Origin of the sequence: Bacillus sp. FSL W7-1034 (assembly GCF_038593365.1) — a bacterium.
In the GTDB taxonomy this organism is placed as follows: domain Bacteria; phylum Bacillota; class Bacilli; order Bacillales; family Bacillaceae; genus Bacillus; species Bacillus altitudinis.
In genome coordinates this window covers 992113-1010534 of the sequence record NZ_CP151989.1, presented here as the reverse complement: position 1 = coordinate 1010534, position 18422 = coordinate 992113, and the positions used below count along the sequence as shown (strand labels likewise).

Genomic DNA, 18422 nt, shown 5'->3' with positions numbered 1-18422 from the left:
GTGTGCGGGGTGCGTATCCCGCACTTTTTTTGTTGAAAAAAGGTTATTTTGTCAATGTTTTTCATGACTTTTAAAAATTCTTGAATTTTCAGCTTTATTAATCTTTATTTTATTGGCATAATAGAATTACAAGAAAAAGAGAAGTAGGTGAAATGGATGAATCATTCGGAACAGCCTTTCGATGTAAAAGAAGCACTTTTATTCAGTCAAAGAATGGCCCAATTGAGCAAAGCTCTTTGGAAATCCATTGAAAAGGACTGGCAGCAGTGGATCAAACCGTATAACCTAAATATCAATGAACATCATATTTTGTGGATTGCGTATCAATTAAAAGGAGCTTCAATATCAGAAATTGCAAAGTTTGGCGTCATGCATGTATCAACGGCGTTTAACTTCTCTAAAAAATTAGAGGAAAGAGGATTTTTAAAATTTTCTAAAAAGTTAAACGATAAACGCAATACGTATATTGAACTAACGCCAAAAGGCGAAGAGACATTCCATAAACTACTCGAAGATTACGACCCGGCCCGAACTGGTATTGTCAAAGGCGCACAGCCGCTTCATGACATTTACGGAAAGTTCCCTGAAATTTTAGAAATGATGTGTATTATCCGAAACATTTATGGTGAGGATTTCATGGAGATTTTTGAGAAATCGTTTTCAAACATTGAGAAGGACTTTTTGAATGAACGTGGGAAAGTCACGAAAAAGCCTGAAGAACTTGAAGACTCAGCAGAGGAAAAAGCGGCTAAAGCAAATCAAATTGTTTAATGATCTTTATAAATTCATTCATTAACGGCTGAAACAGCCCTTGATCATGCAAAGCAAAAATCGTCTCATGAACATCCAGCTTTTCAATTAACTGTCCCGCAAACAGCGCAAGGAGATCGTCGAACATGACGTAGCCTTGTGCTTTTTGCTTGTCCATTTCATCTGAGAGCTCAGCACAAATACGCTCAATGTCCTTTGCCTCTTCTTTCGATACACGCTGCCGGATCAATAGCGCATAATATGGATAACGGCTCATATCTGTCGCCGTCAGTAACAGTTCCATATAATATTCGAGCTGGCTCATTCGTTCCTCAATACTCATGTACGTTCCCTCTTTCTCTTAGTCACTCTATTTTAGCCGAAATTACTCATTGACGAAAGAGACGAACCTCCCTCTTATGTCTTTTTTTCTTGAAAAACCCAAAGTTTCCTCTCTTTATTCCATATGAATGTAACAATTTATTTTTTTTCTTGAAAACCATTGATTTTTATCCTCAGGAAGAGTAAATTATCTTGAGATATTCAATTAGTTTTTTTGAGATTGGAAGGATGAAAAATGAATTGTTGGAAGACCATTAATCTTGAAAAGGATTATGGTTATACGAGAATGATGATTTCAGCCATATGTCTGACTGTATTTTTTTTCATTATGGCATTTTTATGTTTTCAACTGACTCATCCTGAAACGAGGCTCAGCAGTCACAATGCACCGCTTTTTATCGTGCTTTTACTTGCGACATTGCTTGTCCACCGCGTGGTTCACTTGATCCCAGTCATGAAACATAAGAAAAAAATGACGTTATTTAAACGAAATTGCTGGCAGCGCGTGCCTAAGAGAGTGATGCTTTTCTCACTGCTCAGCCCGTTTTGTGTCATCTCACCTGTTTACTTTGTTTTAGGAATGGCATTTCCAATGTACGCACACTATTTTATCATGATCGCAAGTATTCATGCAGGCTATTGTTTGCCTGACTTTTTATTTGCTTGGAAACTGCTAAAAGCGCCAAAATCATGCATCATTGATCAAGCCCAAGACGAGTTTGATATTTTAGTTGACCCAACTTCCTCATCATGAGGTTTTTAAAGCCAACTTCTATCTTTTTCATAAAAAATTTGGTAATGTAGTATGGGAATAGCATAGAGAGGGGGGATCTCCGATAGTTTTATTTTACTTCATCGTCTTTGCCGCGTTTATTGTGTATTCAATAAACAGGCTTACTAATACATTATGCCTTGTCAGAGAGATTCCTGAAGAACGGCAAGATAAGGTGTTTCGCTTTATCAATGTATCGATACTGATCTTACTGATCTCATCATTTGTTGAAATTACCATATCTATTTAAGATCAAAGCAAAAGCTGCCTGTTTGATGGCAGCTTTTTGTGTATGATGATCTATTAGTAAATCCAAGATGCACCGATAATGATCAATAAGATGAATAACACGACGACTAGTGCAAAACCGCCAGCAAAGACTTCTCCTCCCATGTGAAAACACCTCCTGCCAGTTCTTCCTCTGTTCTAAGCTCAGTGTATGCAGAAAATTTTAAAACGTTTAGGCACTTGTCATCGTTTTAAAAAAGAACCGCCCGCACGCATGGCAGGACGGCTCCTTTCTGTCACAGCGATTTAATTAATAAAGATATGCTGCACCAACGATGATCAGCAAAATGAATAGCACGACCAATAAAGCAAACCCATTAGAATATCCTGCTCCCATATAATTCAGCCTCCTTTTTGTGATCAATATATGTGTATGTTGGTCGCAAAAATTTGACTAGACGAATGCCCTCCCATTTGCATTTCTTTTTACAGCATGTCACAATATGTTATGATACAAGCAATGATAAATAAATTGGAAAGATTAGGAGTGTTTTTTGAATGAAAAAAATGGCTTTAGCAGCTGTAACAGCAGTAAGTGTTTTAACTCTTGGCGCATGCAGTAGCGGTGACAAAGAAGTGATCGCAACCACAAAATCAGGAGATGTCACAAAAGAAGAGCTTTACACAACACTTAAGAAACAAGCAGGTGGAGATGCTTTAAACCTACTTGTTCAACAAAAGGTTCTTGCTGACAAATACAAAGTATCAGATAAAGAAATTGATAAGAAATTGGAAGAATATAAAAAGACACTTGGTGAAGATCGTTTAAAACAACTTCAAGATGAATTCGGAAAAGATTACATCAAAGATCAAGTAAAATATGAGCTGCTGACTCAAAAGGCTGCCAAAGCTAACATCAAAATCACTGACAAAGAAGTAAAAGCGTATTACGATGACCTAAAAGGGAAAATCCGTGCAAGCCACATTTTAGTTGCTGACAAGAAAACAGCAGATGAAGTAGAAAAGAAATTAGATAAAGGCGAAAAGTGGGATGACCTTGTATCTGAATATTCAACTGACACTGCTTCAGCAGCACAAGGCGGCGACGTAGGCTGGTTCGCAAAAGAAGGCCAAATGGATGAGAACTTCAGTAAAGCTGCCTTCAAACTAAAAGTAAATGAAATCAGCAAACCAGTAAAATCTCAATTTGGTTACCATATCATTAAAAAGACCGAAGAACGCGGTAAATACGATGACATGAAAGCAGACTTGAAAAAAGAACTGCTTGATCAAAAACAAGCAGACAACAATGAAATTCAAACGATCTTAAACAAATTGGTGAAAGATGCTGATGTGAAAGTAAAAGATAAAGAACTTGAAAATACATTCAAAGAAAAATCTGAGCAAACCACACAACAAACACCAAACCAATAATGAACGAAAAACCCCTCTACATGAACTTGTAGAGGGGTTTTTTTATTCTTATTGATTATGCAATCGAATGGTCCTCATGCTTCGCCGTTTCCTGGGATCGTTTCATTTGCTGTCCTTGACGTCTACGCTCTCTCTCCTGCTCCATTCGTTCGATAAAGATTTCTCCCTCTTTTTCAATAAAGGATTGATCAATCTCTTGCTCCTCTTTGGCTGTCGTCATTAATTTATAGGCACAAAAGATAATACCAATGATACATGCATATACCCACCATGGAAAAAATAACATTGTCTTCGCCTCCTTTTTCAGGACTAATCTCTCTTCCTTTGTGTTACATGCTTATGCGAAAAGAAGACAAGTTATGAAAAAAAACGCCCGCATCAAACGGGCGTTTTATCATGAGGATTCATTGTGAAAGGTTGGTTTATAAAACGAACGATTCTCTAGTGCAAAAATACGCTCTGTATATTCTCCTGGCTTCACATGCTCAAGCGCACGATCCATCATGTTCATTTTTGCATCTAAATTATCTATATAGTGGAGAATTTCGGCTTCCTTCACCATTGGTGGTTTAGGACTGCCCCACTCCCCTTTTCCATGATGACTCAGCACTAAATGCTGCAGAATCAGAATTTCCTCAGAATCAATGCCAAGCTCCTCTGCGGCTTTCGCAATTTCTGTCACCATAATAGAAATGTGGCCAATTAAGTTCCCTTCTACTGTATATGTGGTGGAGACAGGACCCGAAAGCTCTTTGACTTTCCCTAAATCATGTAGAATGATCCCTGAATATAAAAGATCTCGATCTAGTGATGGGTATAGATCAACAATGGATTTCGCTAAATGAAGCATCGATACCACATGATAGGCAAGACCCGAAACAAACTCGTGATGGTTTTTCGTAGCTGCTGGGTAATCAGCGAATTCCTGTCCATATTTCTTCAGCAAATGTCTTGTGACACGCTGAATATTAGGGTTTTTCATATCAAAAATATATTGCATGATGGTATCCATCATATCGTGCTTTGGAATAGGAGCTGTTTCTAGAAAATCATCAATGCGGATTTGTTCGTTTTCAGCAACAGGACGTATATTCCTAAGCTTCAGCTGATTCCTTCCGCGATAATGATGAATATCACCTACTACCTTCACAATGGTTTGCGCAGCATATGTGAGTTCATCATTCTGCTTTGCATCCCATAGCTTCGCCTCAATATCTCCACTTTGATCTTGAAGAATTAACGTTAAAAATGGTTTGCCATTACTCGCAATCCCTTTAGTAGATGATTTAATTAATAAATGCAGGTCAACTTGTTCGCCGACGTCATAGGTCATGATCCCTTTAGCCATTCAATAAATGCTCCTTCCATGTTTCTGCTCATATAAGTATAACATAAGTCATAATTTGTCAATCATTCCACTGCTAAGCTCGTAATCTGCCCGTCTTCCGCTGCTTGTTTCATATAATGATGACAAGTGAAATAAAACAGCTGTGTTTCAAAACGAGTGAGTTCACTCATCAGCTCCAGCACCCTGTCTAGACGGACATGATCAAAGTGAACGAAACTGTCATCCATCATAAATGGGAGCTGACAATCTTGCTGGTGGGACAAAGCAAGTGCAAAACGAATCGAGAGATAAATTTGCTCACATGTTGCTTGTGAAAGCTCCTCCGGGCGGAATAGGCGTCCATCCCTCCGTTTCACAATCAGCCGGTCATCTTCGGCAGAAAATAAAATCACTTCATATCGATCATTCGTTAACGGCTGAATAAATCGGGAAGCTGTTTGGAGGAGTGCTGGTAGCCTCGTTTCTTTATGCTCATTGAGTTTCTCTCGAATGACGGAACGAACGAGCTGAATAGCCGCCCATTTTTTCGCTAGATGCTTTGCCTGCTCCTGCTCTACAGCAAGCTGATGAGTCAAATCAGACACTGTACCTGATGCTTCTATTTGGCGTATTTCAACTGCTAATTCTGCCAAGCGTTTTTTCATATTCGTCACATTCTCTTGCATGTCATTCAGATGTCTTTTTGCTTGTGCACACTGCTCCTCAAGGGTGCGTAAACCTTTACGGACAATGACCTCTTCCTCATCTATATAACCGCTTTTGTGTAGCTCTTGGTTCAGCTGCTGCAAATTGTACAGCCGCTCCCGGTATTCTTTGGATAGATGAGATAGGACATGATAATCTTCTTTTGACGCTGCTTCTACTTTTCGAAAAAGCTCGTCCGTTTGTTTTTCATAATATTGAACTTCTCCTTCTAATGTTGTCAGCTGCTGCTCTACATGTTGAATGGATACGTGCAATGTCTGACGTTCTTTTTCTCTTTTTTCCTCATCTTTCAATATCTCTTGAAAGGCTGAGATATTCTCTTGAATGGTCCCTTCTTTTCTTTGAAGGAGACTCATGAGCGCTGAAACTCTTTGCTCGTAGGTCGATTGCTGCTGTGTGAGCATCTCTATTTCCTTGTTAAGCGCCTCATATGCCGCTGTATTCGCTTTTAATTGTTTCAAGATATGGAAAGCTTCCACAAGGAATGAGAGCTCTGAGGACAAACCCAGCTGCCTTCTCATATCTTCTACTTGTTGCTGTACAGGTTCCAGTTCCCGCTCCCAGTCTTCATATTGCTGTATCATTCTTTCGTATAAAAGCTCCTTTTGCTTCACTAGCGTTTCAGCTGAAGCTGTTTGAACTTGAAAGGAATGATAGGCGTTACTGTCGTTTGCTTCCTTCATCTGAGTCTGTTTAAGCACTGGATAAATAGCGATCAAGACAAAAACGGAAAATCCTGCAAACAGTAACGTCACCCAGCTCTCTGCTAAAACGAATAAGACCGTGAGAATGACAGCACATAGCACGAACATCAGCGGGAATAACCACACTCTGGAATGATTCTGTTTCACTGTAGCCCTTGTGCCCCTGACATCTTCTGCATCTTGCTGTTTAACGGGCTGTTCCTTTAATCCTTTTAGAGCGGTTTCCGCTTCTTCCAGCTCATGTCTTGCATGATCAAACCGGTCATCGAGATGCGTTTTCCTATCCATTAAACGAACGTATTGGCTCACAGCCTCTTTTAATTCCCACTCAAAGTCAAGTGAATCATCCAGCTGGTCAAGCTTGATTGGACGCTGCCACTTCAGCTTCGCTGATGCTTCTTCTATTTTTTGTTTCAAAGAATTCTGCTCTGTTTTCCCTGCTGCTAAGCGTTTCTTCACAAGTTCAGCATCCGATGATTCAGCTATGACTCGCTTCATCTCCAATACCGTATCCTTGTCATAGAGTGGCCGAACTTGCGTGAGCGACGTTTGCAAATGATCTAATTTTTGTTTCAGTGCCGTCACTTGCGCCTTTTTTGGGTGAAGGTGTGATTCTAATTTATCAAGTTCATGTGCGGTTTCCGGTCTAAACCGTTTGACTCGTTCAGGATAACTAGCCAAATCTTTTTTTAACTCTATCTTGTTTTCTATCATAGGATAAAGTCGAATATGTTCAGTCAAAAGCTGAATCTCTTCTTCAGTCTGTCTCATTTCATGCTGAAGCATTTCTACCTTCTCGGTTAATTCAGCTTGTTCTTTTTTCTTTTCGGTATAACGACTTTCTACCAATTTGGCCTGTTTCAACTTACCTGACAGCTCTTTTACATGATCAAGCTGCTGATTTAATTCAGGCTTACGTCCATTCGGTTTAAAAAGCTGCTCCTGCTGTTTTAGCAGCCTGCTGTCCATTTTGGATGCCGCATCTGAGCCAAACAAACTTGAAAAGAGTAGAAATTCCCCTATTTGATCTTGATTTAATGCTTGTACATTTTGCAGACCAAACACGTCAAAAGAATAGATCGATTGGTATAATCTGCGATCTGTTCCCTTTAACATCGCATGTAGAAACGCTTCATCTTTCACTTCACCATTTGGCAGCAACACCTGAGCTTGGCCGCCATGATCAGATGTTCTTTCAATATGAATCACACCTAATTCCTCATCTAAAAATGTAAGAGACCCGCCATAAAATGAGCCATGCTTTGGCTTATACATATGGCTTTTAGAAAAACCAAATAACATCGATTCAATAAACGCCTTCAATGTCGTTTTCCCCGATTCATTCAGGCCGTAAACTAACTGAAAACCGTCATCAGAAAAGTGGAAGGTTTGATTGGAAAATTTCCCGAAATTCGCAATATGGAGTGAACGTATTTTCATCATGCCTCTCCTTTTCTCATAAATGCTTCAGCTGTTCTGCCAGCAGCCTTTGTGCCTCTTCTTTAATATCGATCTCGTCCTCTTTTGTAAAAGCTCTTCCTGCCTTTCTATAGGTTGGATGACGCTTGATCGGTGAAAGCAGCTCATCATACGCATCAAACTCGGCAATTTCTGCTGTTAGTTCTGTCAAAAAAGAATCTTCTGGATAGACGGCATCTTCATGTGTCCGGCAGTCAATCGACATCACCCAAACGAACAAGTCTTCATCTTCCTCCTGTTCATGAAGAACAGCCATCAGCTCCTCAAGCACTTCAAGCTGCGTGAGCTCCATATAAGCAGGAGCATCGCCAGTTAGTTCGATTTTCACAAAATGAGGAACACCTCTCTCTTTCAGTCCACTCATCTTTTTGTCCACAAGTATCACAAGATCGGTCATATGAGCGGTATGTGTGATATCTATTGTCAATGTCTCAAAGATGACATCTGAACAGCCCATAAACTCCGCTCTTTGAGCATCTTCAGATAGGTAAACGACATAACAGCCTTTCTCTCCTGTTTCTTTTATATGTCTTCCTTGCACGTTTCCAGGATAGATCACCATTGGGTCTTCATGCAGAAGAGCCCGCTTATGAATATGTCCAAGCGCCCAATAATCAAAATCCCGCGCTAGAAGCTGCTGAAGCTGAAATGGTGCATACGCATCATGCCCTTCTTGACCTGCTAATGTTCCGTGAAGCATTGCAATATGATAGGGGGCATCTGTTGTTTTTTCATAATAAGGTGTCATATTTTCATGGACCGCTCGCTCTTTGTAGCTGAACCCGTAAATACTTGCCACAAGCTGACCTTCTCTATAAAAGGCTTGCTCACTTGGCGTACTGCTCAAAAAAACGTGAACATTCTCTGGCCACTCAATTGTTGTCCATTCACCACCTAAATGATCATGATTACCATAAATAATAAACACTTCAATCCCGTGTGATTGCAGCTTAAGAAACTGATTTCTTAAAAAAAGCTGTGCTTTTAGGCTACGATTCGATTCGTCAAATATATCTCCGCTCAGCAGCATAAAGTCTACTTCTCGATCAATCGCAAGTTCAAACATGTTCTTGGCACTTTGAAATGTACTTTCTTTCAACCTCTTAAAAATTCGGTTCGGTATATTGGACATTCCCGCAAACGGACTATCTAAATGAAGATCTGCGGCATGAATAAAAGTGAGCTTCGTCAAACGTCTATCTCCTTGTACGTTACTGTAGTTGTCCATATTTTATCACGCCGTTTTTACGAATGCACGTTCTATCGCTCTCATTCTAAAAAACACATTTTTAGGGGTGAAAAAAGAGGTTTTAACTTCCTCCTTGTATAATTCATTAAAAAACAAAAAGAAAGGGAAGATCAGAGATGGAGAAAACCTACTATTTGACTGTATTTGATTCGTCAGGTGAAACCTTATTAAACGAAAAAATCACCACAGATAGTGATGAAAAAGCAAAAGAATTAGGACGTCATCGTTTAATCGAACAACAATACACAAAGCATTCTCACCGGCTCGTAAATGATGCAGGTAAACTTCTTTTATTTGAACGTTAAAAAAGCCGGCATCCGCCGGCCATTCATTCTTCTATTTAATGAAACACAGGACGTCTTTTTTCCAAAAATGCTTGAACACCCTCCTGATGATCATTGCTTTGTCTCAGTCTAGCTTGTGCAGCACGCTCTTTTTGAAGAACGGCTAACAGCTGTGATTCTGACTGCTGAAAATAAATCATCTTTGTTTCAACAAAGGCTTGAAGCGGCATATTTAAAAATGGCTTGACGCACGCTTTTTGATACGTATCCACCTCATCTTGAAACACGCCGTCTGCAAGGCGAAGCTTGAGCGCTTCTTCAGCCGGTAGCTTTTGTCCGCTCCAAATCAATTGTTTAGCGGTTTGTTCACTAACTCTTTTGGTGAGGAAAAAATGCCCTCCGCCATCTGGGATTAACCCGATTCCATTAAAGTTCATGGCAAGTTTAGCATCTTGATGCATAAACAAATAGTCACAGCTAAGGGCAAAGCTAAAAGCAAGACCGGCCGCTGCCCCGTGGACAAGTGCAATCGTCACTTTTTTCATATTGGCTAAAGAAAGTGTAATTCCCTCGATCAAATCCATCACGCGATGAAAATCTTCTTCACGATCTTGCTTTAGCATCATGCCAATATCTCCGCCTGCTGAAAACCCTTTGCCCATCCCCTTAAGAACAACAATTTTCGCACTGCTCTCACTCGCTGTATCACACGCTTCCTTCAATTCAGCAAACATGTCAACATGAAACGAATTATACGCTTCAGGTCTATTGAAAACGATTTCAAAAATATCCCCGTCTACCTGACAATTGATATATGTCATCATCCATTCCCCCTCTTTCTTTTCAAACTCATGACTTACTTCAATTTCCATCAAGTAATTCCTTTTCCTCTACATAAAAAATTTCAAGATCAACTGATACTAAAATAAGCATAATTGTTGAAACGAGAAATATATTTTTATATAGTAAAATAAGAAATAAAACATCATTTGAAAGGGGGAGGATGATTGATAAGAAGTTCCATATGTATATTGATTAGCTGCATCGTCATGTTTTCTCCCTTTTCAAATGTCGTTTTTGCTTCACAAGCAGAAGCGAGCACACCCAGCCTGATTTCTCCATCGATTTATGATGAAGAAATCAACGCTGTGAAGACACCTCCATTCTCAAAAAAACATGCCGCATCTCTTCTGTTAAAACAGAGGTTATCAATAGGCGCTTCAAAAGCTTTTCTTGTAAAGCTTGCATCAACCACAGCGTTATCTATTGATTTATGTTTTTTAGAAATGAAGTGTGCAATCCCCATTATGTACCAATCAAATTACCTCGACTGATTCATTTTATTTCATCCGTACTCACTATATGAAAAACAAAACCTATCATATTCGGAGGGATAAAATGAACATTAAAGAAAATGATCTTCCTGGGATTGGAAAGAAATTTGAAATTGAAACGAGAAATAGAGAAAAGATGACGATTGTGATTCATGATGATGGCAGACGGGAGATTTATCGTTTCGACGATGAAGATCCAGATGAAGTACTGTCCACCATTTCTCTCGATGATGCTGAAGCCCGGCAAATTGCTGCCATTATTGGCGGTATGGTGTATAAGCCGCAAGCACTTGAAACGATTGAAATGGCGTTCAATGATTTGATCATTGAATGGTTTAAGGTAGAAAAAGACGCAAAAGCGGTTGGACATACACTCGGCGATTTAGATGTGAGACAAAATTATGAAGTCACCGTCATTGCGATCATTAAACATACAAATGAAAAATTACTCAACCCCGGTGCCGATTCGATAATTCAAGCAAATGATACGATGGTCATTTCAGGCGAAAGAAAACACTTGAAGCGATTGATACGTGATTTTCTTTCTAGAGGGGGAGAGTGATGAATGGATCATTTAGTCTTTGAAGTTGGAACGGCGCTTATTCTCATCGCCATTGCCAGCTTAATCGCCAATAAAATTAAATTTTCTATCATTCCTTTTCTCATTGTCCTCGGGATGATTGTTGGTCCGCATGCACCAACCATCGGGATCATTGATTTGAAGTTTATCGAGAGCACCGAGATTATTTCGTTTTTTGGTAGAATGGGTGTCCTGTTCCTTCTATTCTACCTCGGGCTTGAGTTCTCTGTCGGCAAACTCATAAAATCGGGTAAATCCATTGCAGTCGGCGGATCTATTTATATTTTGATCAACTTTAGCTTAGGATTGCTGTATGGGTTTATCACAGGCTTTGGATTCCTTGAAGTTCTCATTATGGCAGGCGTTATCACCATTTCATCCAGCGCCATTGTCGCCAAAGTCCTTGTCGATTTAAAACGGACAGCGAACCCTGAAACAGAGTTAATTCTTGGGATTATTATGTTTGAGGATATTTTTCTCGCCGTCTATTTATCTGTCGTATCCGGTCTTGTCCTTGGAGATGCCACGTCCGTTGGCGGTGCCTTATTATCTATTTTAATCGCTTTTGGTTACATGATGATTTTCTTTATCATCGCACGTAAGCTACCAAAACTATTAAACAAACTATTCGATATCCGTTCAAATGAAGTATTTATCATTGTCATTTTTGCCGCTTTGTTCTTCGTGGCTGGTTTTTCAGAGACGATTCATGTCGCAGAGGCCATTGGCGCTCTCTTACTCGGTCTTGTGTTTTCAGAAACAGAGCACTCAGACCGCATTGAACATCTCGTTGTTCCTTTTAGAGATTTCTTTGGCGCCATGTTCTTCTTCAGCTTCGGATTGAGTATTGATCCATTTACATTAGGAGATGCCTTCTGGCTTGCGATCGGCGCTGTCATTCTCACCTTAATTGGGAACTTCACCGCCGGGATGTTTGCTGGAAGAAGAGCCGGTTTCTCTCATAAAGCTTCTTCTAATATTGGATTAACCATCGTATCAAGAGGAGAGTTTTCCATCATTGTAGCCGAACTTGGGATTGCAGGCGGGCTTGCCGCTACATTGAAGCCATTTGCTGCATTATATGTATTAATCCTTGCGATTTTAGGACCGCTAGTGACGAAAGAATCAAAGCGTATCTATCAAATCCTAAACAAAATCTTCAAATGGAAAACTGAAAAACCGAAAGTAAAAAGAGAAACAACCATTTAATTGAAAAGGGCCCAGTGCTGGGGCCCTTTTTTTATATCTATTCAAATTGCTGAAATGCTGTTTCTTGCTTCACTTGTTCTTTCGTATCCCCGCGAATGGTTCGGATGACTTTCTGATTGCGGTAGATCGCTAGTTTTAAATTGGTCGCCGCTGTTCCATGAGAGTGATCGAGGTTCGTGAATGTAAAGAAATGATGAGACCGTTTGTCTTTAAACACAAGCCTGAAGTCGTCTGTCACTTTAAAATGCTCATCGCTTTCCCATTCAATCAATGGTTCATATGCGCTAAACCATTCCGGAATATTAGGCGTATATCCTGTAGCCAATACCACATGATTGGCTGTGATTTTCTTTTCTTTCTTGAGCTGCCATTGTTTCAAATGCAGCTCTAACTGCTGCTCATCCTCCATATGTATCGCTTCAAGCTCAGTCATTGGCTGAATGAGTACAGAAGGCTCTTCTCCTGAAACGGAGCGATGGTACAATTCCTGATAAATACGAGAAAGCGTCGATGCATCTATGCCATTCCTTAATCCTGCCAGTCTAGGCAATGTGTTCATCCGTTCTTCATAAGGAAGGGAATGAAAATATTCAACATACTTAGGTGTAAATAGCTCCTGACCAAGCTCCGCTGTCTCTAGTTCTCTAAATTCACTTGAACGTGTAAACCACGAAAGCTGCTGTCCTTTCTTCTGATGCTGAAGCAGGTCTAAGAAAATTTCAGCTGCACTCTGACCTGAACCAATCACCGCCACTGTTTCAGCTTCATGAAGTTCTTTTTGTTGATCTACATAACGACTGCTATGGGTCACATGCGGCAACGCAGCTTCTGGCACATCGACAGGGACCATCGGCTTGCTTCCCGTTCCAAGGACGACATGCTTTGCACGATATTCAGAAAGCGCACCATCTTTCAACCGCCGAACTTTTACAAGATACCCGTCTTCACAGTCGGTCACTTCTTCCACCTTCATCCCGAACTGACAGCTATCTAATTCACCTGCAACCCATGATAAATACTCATTGAATTCTCTCCGGGGGATATCAAATTGTTCAAATGTATAAAATCGGTGAAGCCTGTTTGATTCATGTAAATAATTTAAAAATGTATACTTGCTCCTTGGATTAGCCATTGTCACAAGGTCCGCTAGAAAGGAAACTTGTAAGTCCGTTCCTTTGATGAGCATACCAGGATGCCAAGCAAATTCGGTTTCCTGTTCAAAAAAACAGCATGTCACATCTTCATACTCCTCTAATAAAGCGGCCAATCCTAAATTTGCTGGCCCAATCCCAATTCCGATCACATCCATCATATGTACACCTGCTTTATCTTTTTACCCCCTATATACCCTTTTACAAATGAAAAAAACACTGCGTCACCGCAGTGTTTACATGTGAGAAACAAATAATGACTCAAGAAACTGAATCTTCTCTTCCGTATAGTGCTCATAACGATCATTATAAGACTTTGGATCTTTTGGATTGGCATACTGCGTAATTTTTCCGGTTCGCGGATCAATGAATTTACTCGCAGCGCCGCATCCAATGCCAATGATCGTCTGCACCTCTTCCATAATGATAATATTATACAAACTTTCCTGTCCATCTAACGAATACCCGACATTTTCGAGATTCCCCAAAATGTTTTTTTGTCTGTATAAATAGTACGGATGATAGTCATGTGCCTTTGTCCAAGCAACCGCTTCATCCATCATACGTGTGATCTCTTCACGGTCTGCCACTTGATACTTTTCCTTATTGCGGGTCATTTCAGACGCTCTCTTAAAGGAAAGGGTATGCACCGTTAAAGATTCAGGCTTCAGTTCTTCTGTTTGCTGCAAGGAATGTTGGAATTCCTTTAGCCCTTCTCCTGGCAGCCCAATGATTAAGTCCATGTTAATATTATTCATGCCATACTGCCTTGATAAATGATACTTTTCAATCGTTTCTTCCACACTATGGTGCCGGCCAATCGCTTTCAATGTTTCATTCTCATATGATTGCGGATTGATACTAATCCGGTCAATATGATAACGGTTGAGCACCTCCAGCTTATCAGGTGAAATCGTATCAGGTCGTCCCGCTTCTACAGTGACTTCCCGAATATGTTTCACATCTGGAAAAGAGCGATACATCTCCTCATACAGCAAATCCATTTCTTCTGCTGTAATACTCGTTGGAGTACCTCCGCCAAAATAAACAGTCGTCACTTTAATCCCGTGTTCCTTTAACCATTCGCCCATTTTTTGCATCTCATAATGCAGCCCAAAAAGAAACGTTCCTACTCTTCCAGCTTGTCCTTGAATGGCATAAGCAGGGAACGTGCAATAAGCACATTTTGTTGGACAGAAAGGAATACCGATATAAATACTCACTTCCTCCTGCAGATCGTACAGATCTGGAATGGCTTTGATTTGACGATCAACAATTTCCTGCATCAAATTGATCTTTTCATCATGAATCAAGTAATCGCGCTTTAACGCTGCATGTGCTTCTTCCTTTGTCATGCCTTCTCTTAGCATCTTATGAAGTAATTTCGTAGGGCGTATCCCCGTAAGAATCCCCCATTTTTGCGTCATTCCTGTATATTCCTGAAGCAGATGTAAATAAACAGACAGCACAGTGTTTTTGATTTGCTTCCAGCGCTCTTTATCGTTCAAGCCCTCCGGCATCTCTCTTGTAAAACGACTCGTCATATCTGATCCAGCAATATGGCCAGAAGCCTCCACCATACCGCCAGTTTCTTTCCAATCAAACACCATGACCAGGCCATCGTTCGCTTCACCTGAATCAAACAGCACTTCACTATCTTCCTCGAATAAATTGGCTATATTGACAAGCGGTCGATGAAATCGTTCATCAGACAGCCCTTTAACTAAAATTCGCATCGTATCACCTTTATCTTCAAACTTGTTTCATTTTACAAAATTCATCTAGGAAAAGCAATGAAGAGAACAGATGAAGGCCCTGCCATTTCTAAATAGACAGGGCCTTCACTATATTATCGTTTAATATCAAATTGATGTAAAAAACCTTCCCTTTGCTGCATTCTAAAGTATTCTTTGATCATATAAGCAACACCCTGTTCATCATGAGAACGTGTCACCCAATCGGCTTTACGTTTGACCGAATGAGGTGCATTCCCCATCGCAACACCTAAGCCAGCTAACTCAAGCATCGGGATGTCGTCTGTCCCGTGACCGATCACGACCGTATCTTCTAATGTAAAACCTAGTGCTGAGGTTAAAAGAGAAAGTCCTGCTTCTTTCGATACCCCTTTGCATACAATGTTCATTTTCTCATCACTGATCTTAATCAGATCAACAGATGGGAATGCTTGTTGAATGGTTGTGTGGATTTCAGGCTGAAGTGCTGCCGTCGAATACACTTCAATGACAGGTGTGCTAACCGGTTCATCCATAAGCATATCACTTAATGATTCAACAAATTGAACGGGATAGAAAATGGGATCAGACGGATGAATCAACGTTTTTCCCATCAGTTGAGACTGTGTTTTTTTCCGATTGCCGATTGAGAATTTTTCATGTAACAAGCGAACATTACAATCAAAGCTTTCAAGGATCTGCACAAGATTAAATGTTTTCTCTTCCGTTAATTTCTTCACATGGAGCGGCTCATCAAGCTTATCAGCGATAAATGCACCACTATGCGTCACAAGAGTTGAAGTTGGTATTTTCAACGCCTTGGCAATTTTTTGTGCAGATCGAAAATGACGGTTGGTGACAATCGTCACGTAAACCCCTTTTTTCTTAACATATTCCACAGCTTCTTTTGTAGCGGAATGGATTTTCCCATTGGAACGAAGCAACGTTCCATCTATATTGAGTGCAAGTAGCTTTTTTGACACTGAGGCATCCCCCTTCTTGATGACTGTACTTACGATGAGGATATGCCCTAGCTTAGCGCTTTAGAACATGCAGTTGAAGCAGCCCTTGTTTTATGCCTCAATCGCAAATAAAAAAAGCCTACCCCTAGGCTTTTTTTTATGTATGGTTTGGATGCGTAACAATGGCGTGATGAAGCTCCCCATGATCCCCTCATCTTTCACACACCAAAGCATTGCTTATATCATATCCCCTTATGCTTTGCTTTTCTCCCAGAAGCGCTTCTCTCTCATTTGGCTCATCGCCGTAAATCCAAAGTGGAACGCACCCAATTCATCACGATAGCGCTTTTTGAAAGCACTTTCAATAAGTATTATCGCAGAATTTACGAGCTTCGACAACCCTTTTTTTAAAGATATACAAGCGGCGATATGAATGAAAAAAAGGGCGAATATGATCGCCCTTTCAATTAATTTTCTTCAGTATTTCCATAAAGCTCTTCAAGAGGCTTCATGATAATTTTATTTAATTCACCGATGAGAACACTTACGCGTTGTTCTGCTTCCATCAACTGAGAGATTTTATCGTGTTGCTGCACAAGTGCAACCGTTTTTTGCGCTTGCTCTACTTCTTCTTGTGTAATCTCTTGACCAGTCATTTGTTTTTGTTGAAGGTTTACTTGAATGTCACGGAAGTTCTCAAACATTCTTTTAGAGGATTCATCCCCGTTTACCTCATCATAAAGATTTCTTAACGCTGAATATTCTTCGCTATGACGCAGTGCTTTTTCAAGGTCATATGCAACATCATAAAGATTTACAGACATGTTATGTCTCCTTTCTATCCGTTATCACCGATATGGATCGGCGGACACCACTCCACTATAACAAACTATGGCTTTCGTTTCACATATATACAATAAATTCATCGAAATTTCTCGATCTTGCCTTAGAATAAGGTGACAAAAATCGCTTGGACAGCACCGATCAATCCACCTAAAAGACCGCCTAAAAATGTGATCATCTTCAGCTCCTTATTAGATATGCTGATCACAAGCTCTTCCATTTTTTCAAGCGGGAAAAGTTCAATTTGTTCACGAATAATTTCTTCAAATTGGAGCTTTGCGAGCAGTCCCTCAAGCGCATTAGATGCGGCTTCAATCCCTTTATCAATGAGAGATGGAGCAAACTTGGTCTTAAGATCATCCGCTACTGCACTGATGTAAACTCCTACTGGTCTATCTAACAGCACCTTTGTAGAAAAATGTGAAAGCAATTGCTTTTTCAAACTAAATAGAAGCTCCTTCACATTCCATTTTTCATCAAGCTCATGTAAAGAAAATTGCTTTACCTTGTCCCATTCTTGAACAAGTAAATCTGATAAAAACCTTTTTGTCTCTGCATTCTTTAAGAACTTCATCATTTCAGGATGCACGCGATCAATTAAGCTTGAATTCCCTAAAAACATTTGGACCATACTGCCAAGCATTCCTCGTTCTTTTAAGAAATCGTCTATCATATGACCGAGTCTTGCTTTTCCCTCATCACTTTCAAAATAATGAATGCCTCTCTTTAAAATATAATCTGCGGCATCTGGAATTTTTGATGCAAGCTTATTTTCTACATCCTGTGGCAACAGCTCAGACAATGTTTGCTGATCATACTTTTCAAGCAGTGAGTGGAGCTTATGATCAGTCCACTGATGAAGCCATGCGTCAGCTTTAACGTCAGCCTGTGAAAAACCGTATTTTTCTAACATGGAGAAAACCGTCATTTCCATATCAGCACCTTTATCAATATATCGGTGCACTGTCCGCAATATCTCTTGCTTTGCCTCTGATGATTCAAATCGTTTTTTAATGCCCTCTGGCGTTAGTAAATGCTCCATCACCATGACGCCAACCTGCTTGGCTACTTCATCTCTTCTTTTAGGAATGAGACCCGGTGTAAATGGGAGCTGCTTCCCAAATAAATAATATGGCTTATACGGACGAAAAAGCATTTTAATCGCGAGATGGTTTGTTGCTGCCCCTATCACTGCACCTATCACAATCATAAAGATAAACGTTGTGAATATATCCAAAGTCGTCATCTACCTTTCAAACAACACCTGAAGTTTATTGTTTTTATCTATACGTATTATAGTTGTTGTCAAGAGTCC

Annotated in this window: 20 protein-coding genes; 7 read left to right on the top strand and 13 right to left on the bottom strand. The window is 40.1% G+C overall.

Annotation, left to right across the window (positions count from 1 at the left end):
* Nucleotides 1–156: 156 nt before the first annotated feature.
* Nucleotides 157–771, top strand: coding sequence for an HTH-type transcriptional regulator Hpr (locus NST73_RS05080; protein ID WP_008348891.1), 615 nt, complete (start codon nt 157–159; stop codon nt 769–771).
* Here the strand turns inward: NST73_RS05080 and NST73_RS05075 are convergent.
* A complete protein-coding gene (locus NST73_RS05075) occupies nt 749–1093 on the bottom strand; it encodes a YhaI family protein (RefSeq protein ID WP_007497157.1) in 345 nt (114 codons plus the stop codon). The genes NST73_RS05080 and NST73_RS05075 overlap by 23 nt on opposite strands.
* 234 nt (nt 1094–1327) lie before the next feature.
* Here NST73_RS05075 and NST73_RS05070 point away from each other — a divergent pair, with 234 nt between their 5' ends.
* Together NST73_RS05070 and NST73_RS05065 are read left to right on the top strand one after the other, a co-directional pair.
* On the top strand, nt 1328–1846 hold the full coding sequence (locus NST73_RS05070) for a DUF3267 domain-containing protein (protein WP_008348895.1): 519 nt from the start codon (nt 1328–1330) through the stop codon (nt 1844–1846).
* An 82-nt stretch (nt 1847–1928) separates the two neighbouring features.
* Complete coding sequence (locus tag NST73_RS05065; protein WP_072368131.1) at nt 1929–2114, top strand: hypothetical protein; 186 nt, start codon at nt 1929–1931, stop codon at nt 2112–2114.
* A gap of 53 nt (nt 2115–2167) precedes the next feature.
* Here NST73_RS05065 and NST73_RS05060 read toward each other — a convergent pair whose 3' ends face one another.
* Complete coding sequence (locus tag NST73_RS05060; protein ID WP_034647786.1) at nt 2168–2257, bottom strand: YjcZ family sporulation protein; 90 nt, start codon at nt 2255–2257, stop codon at nt 2168–2170.
* A 145-nt stretch (nt 2258–2402) separates the two neighbouring features.
* Entirely contained in the window at nt 2403–2489 is an 87-nt protein-coding gene (locus tag NST73_RS05055; protein WP_008361129.1) for a YjcZ family sporulation protein, read from the bottom strand.
* A gap of 161 nt (nt 2490–2650) precedes the next feature.
* Here NST73_RS05055 and NST73_RS05050 point away from each other — a divergent pair, with 161 nt between their 5' ends.
* Nucleotides 2651–3526 (top strand): peptidylprolyl isomerase, encoded by an 876-nt coding sequence (locus tag NST73_RS05050; RefSeq protein ID WP_024719991.1) that lies wholly within the window; start codon nt 2651–2653, stop codon nt 3524–3526.
* 55 nt (nt 3527–3581) lie between these two features.
* Here NST73_RS05050 and NST73_RS05045 read toward each other — a convergent pair whose 3' ends face one another.
* From NST73_RS05045 to NST73_RS05030, 4 genes are all read right to left on the bottom strand, one after another.
* Nucleotides 3582–3812 (bottom strand): sporulation YhaL family protein, encoded by a 231-nt coding sequence (locus tag NST73_RS05045; protein WP_017360318.1) that lies wholly within the window; start codon nt 3810–3812, stop codon nt 3582–3584.
* Between the two features lie 108 nt (nt 3813–3920).
* Nucleotides 3921–4874, bottom strand: a complete 954-nt coding sequence (gene yhaM / locus NST73_RS05040; protein WP_007497151.1) for a 3'-5' exoribonuclease YhaM — start codon at nt 4872–4874, stop codon at nt 3921–3923.
* Between the two features lie 62 nt (nt 4875–4936).
* Complete coding sequence (locus tag NST73_RS05035) at nt 4937–7723, bottom strand: AAA family ATPase (RefSeq protein WP_096881195.1); 2787 nt, start codon at nt 7721–7723, stop codon at nt 4937–4939.
* Between the two features lie 16 nt (nt 7724–7739).
* Nucleotides 7740–8954: a DNA repair exonuclease gene (locus tag NST73_RS05030; RefSeq protein WP_144678958.1), complete on the bottom strand. Its 1215-nt coding sequence runs from the start codon at nt 8952–8954 to the stop codon at nt 7740–7742.
* Nucleotides 8955–9127: 173 nt separating this feature from the next.
* Between NST73_RS05030 and NST73_RS05025 the strand changes: the two genes are divergently transcribed.
* Entirely contained in the window at nt 9128–9316 is a 189-nt protein-coding gene (locus NST73_RS05025; protein ID WP_024719988.1) for a YhzD family protein, read from the top strand.
* A 35-nt stretch (nt 9317–9351) separates the two neighbouring features.
* Here the strand turns inward: NST73_RS05025 and NST73_RS05020 are convergent, their stop codons facing one another.
* On the bottom strand, nt 9352–10167 hold the full coding sequence (locus NST73_RS05020) for an enoyl-CoA hydratase (RefSeq protein WP_144678959.1): 816 nt from the start codon (nt 10165–10167) through the stop codon (nt 9352–9354).
* Nucleotides 10168–10693: 526 nt separating this feature from the next.
* On the opposite strand from NST73_RS05020, the gene NST73_RS05015 reads away from it, so the two are divergent.
* Complete coding sequence (locus NST73_RS05015) at nt 10694–11191, top strand: cation:proton antiporter regulatory subunit (RefSeq protein WP_017366937.1); 498 nt, start codon at nt 10694–10696, stop codon at nt 11189–11191.
* A 3-nt stretch (nt 11192–11194) separates the two neighbouring features.
* Nucleotides 11195–12418: a cation:proton antiporter gene (locus tag NST73_RS05010; RefSeq protein ID WP_007497140.1), complete on the top strand. Its 1224-nt coding sequence runs from the start codon at nt 11195–11197 to the stop codon at nt 12416–12418.
* 37 nt (nt 12419–12455) lie between these two features.
* Here the strand turns inward: NST73_RS05010 and NST73_RS05005 are convergent, their stop codons facing one another.
* From NST73_RS05005 to NST73_RS04985, 5 genes are all read right to left on the bottom strand, one after another.
* The gene (locus tag NST73_RS05005) at nt 12456–13730 is read right to left on the bottom strand and encodes a SidA/IucD/PvdA family monooxygenase (RefSeq protein WP_144678960.1); all 1275 of its coding nucleotides are present in this window, start codon (nt 13728–13730) and stop codon (nt 12456–12458) included.
* Between the two features lie 75 nt (nt 13731–13805).
* Complete coding sequence (locus NST73_RS05000; protein WP_047946612.1) at nt 13806–15305, bottom strand: coproporphyrinogen III oxidase; 1500 nt, start codon at nt 15303–15305, stop codon at nt 13806–13808.
* A 113-nt stretch (nt 15306–15418) separates the two neighbouring features.
* A complete protein-coding gene (locus tag NST73_RS04995) occupies nt 15419–16285 on the bottom strand; it encodes a Cof-type HAD-IIB family hydrolase (RefSeq protein WP_008348923.1) in 867 nt (288 codons plus the stop codon).
* A gap of 446 nt (nt 16286–16731) precedes the next feature.
* On the bottom strand, nt 16732–17088 hold the full coding sequence (locus NST73_RS04990) for a YlbF family regulator (RefSeq protein WP_008348927.1): 357 nt from the start codon (nt 17086–17088) through the stop codon (nt 16732–16734).
* 122 nt (nt 17089–17210) lie between these two features.
* A complete protein-coding gene (locus NST73_RS04985; RefSeq protein WP_041507517.1) occupies nt 17211–18344 on the bottom strand; it encodes a DUF445 family protein in 1134 nt (377 codons plus the stop codon).
* Between the last annotated feature and the right edge of the window lie 78 nt (nt 18345–18422).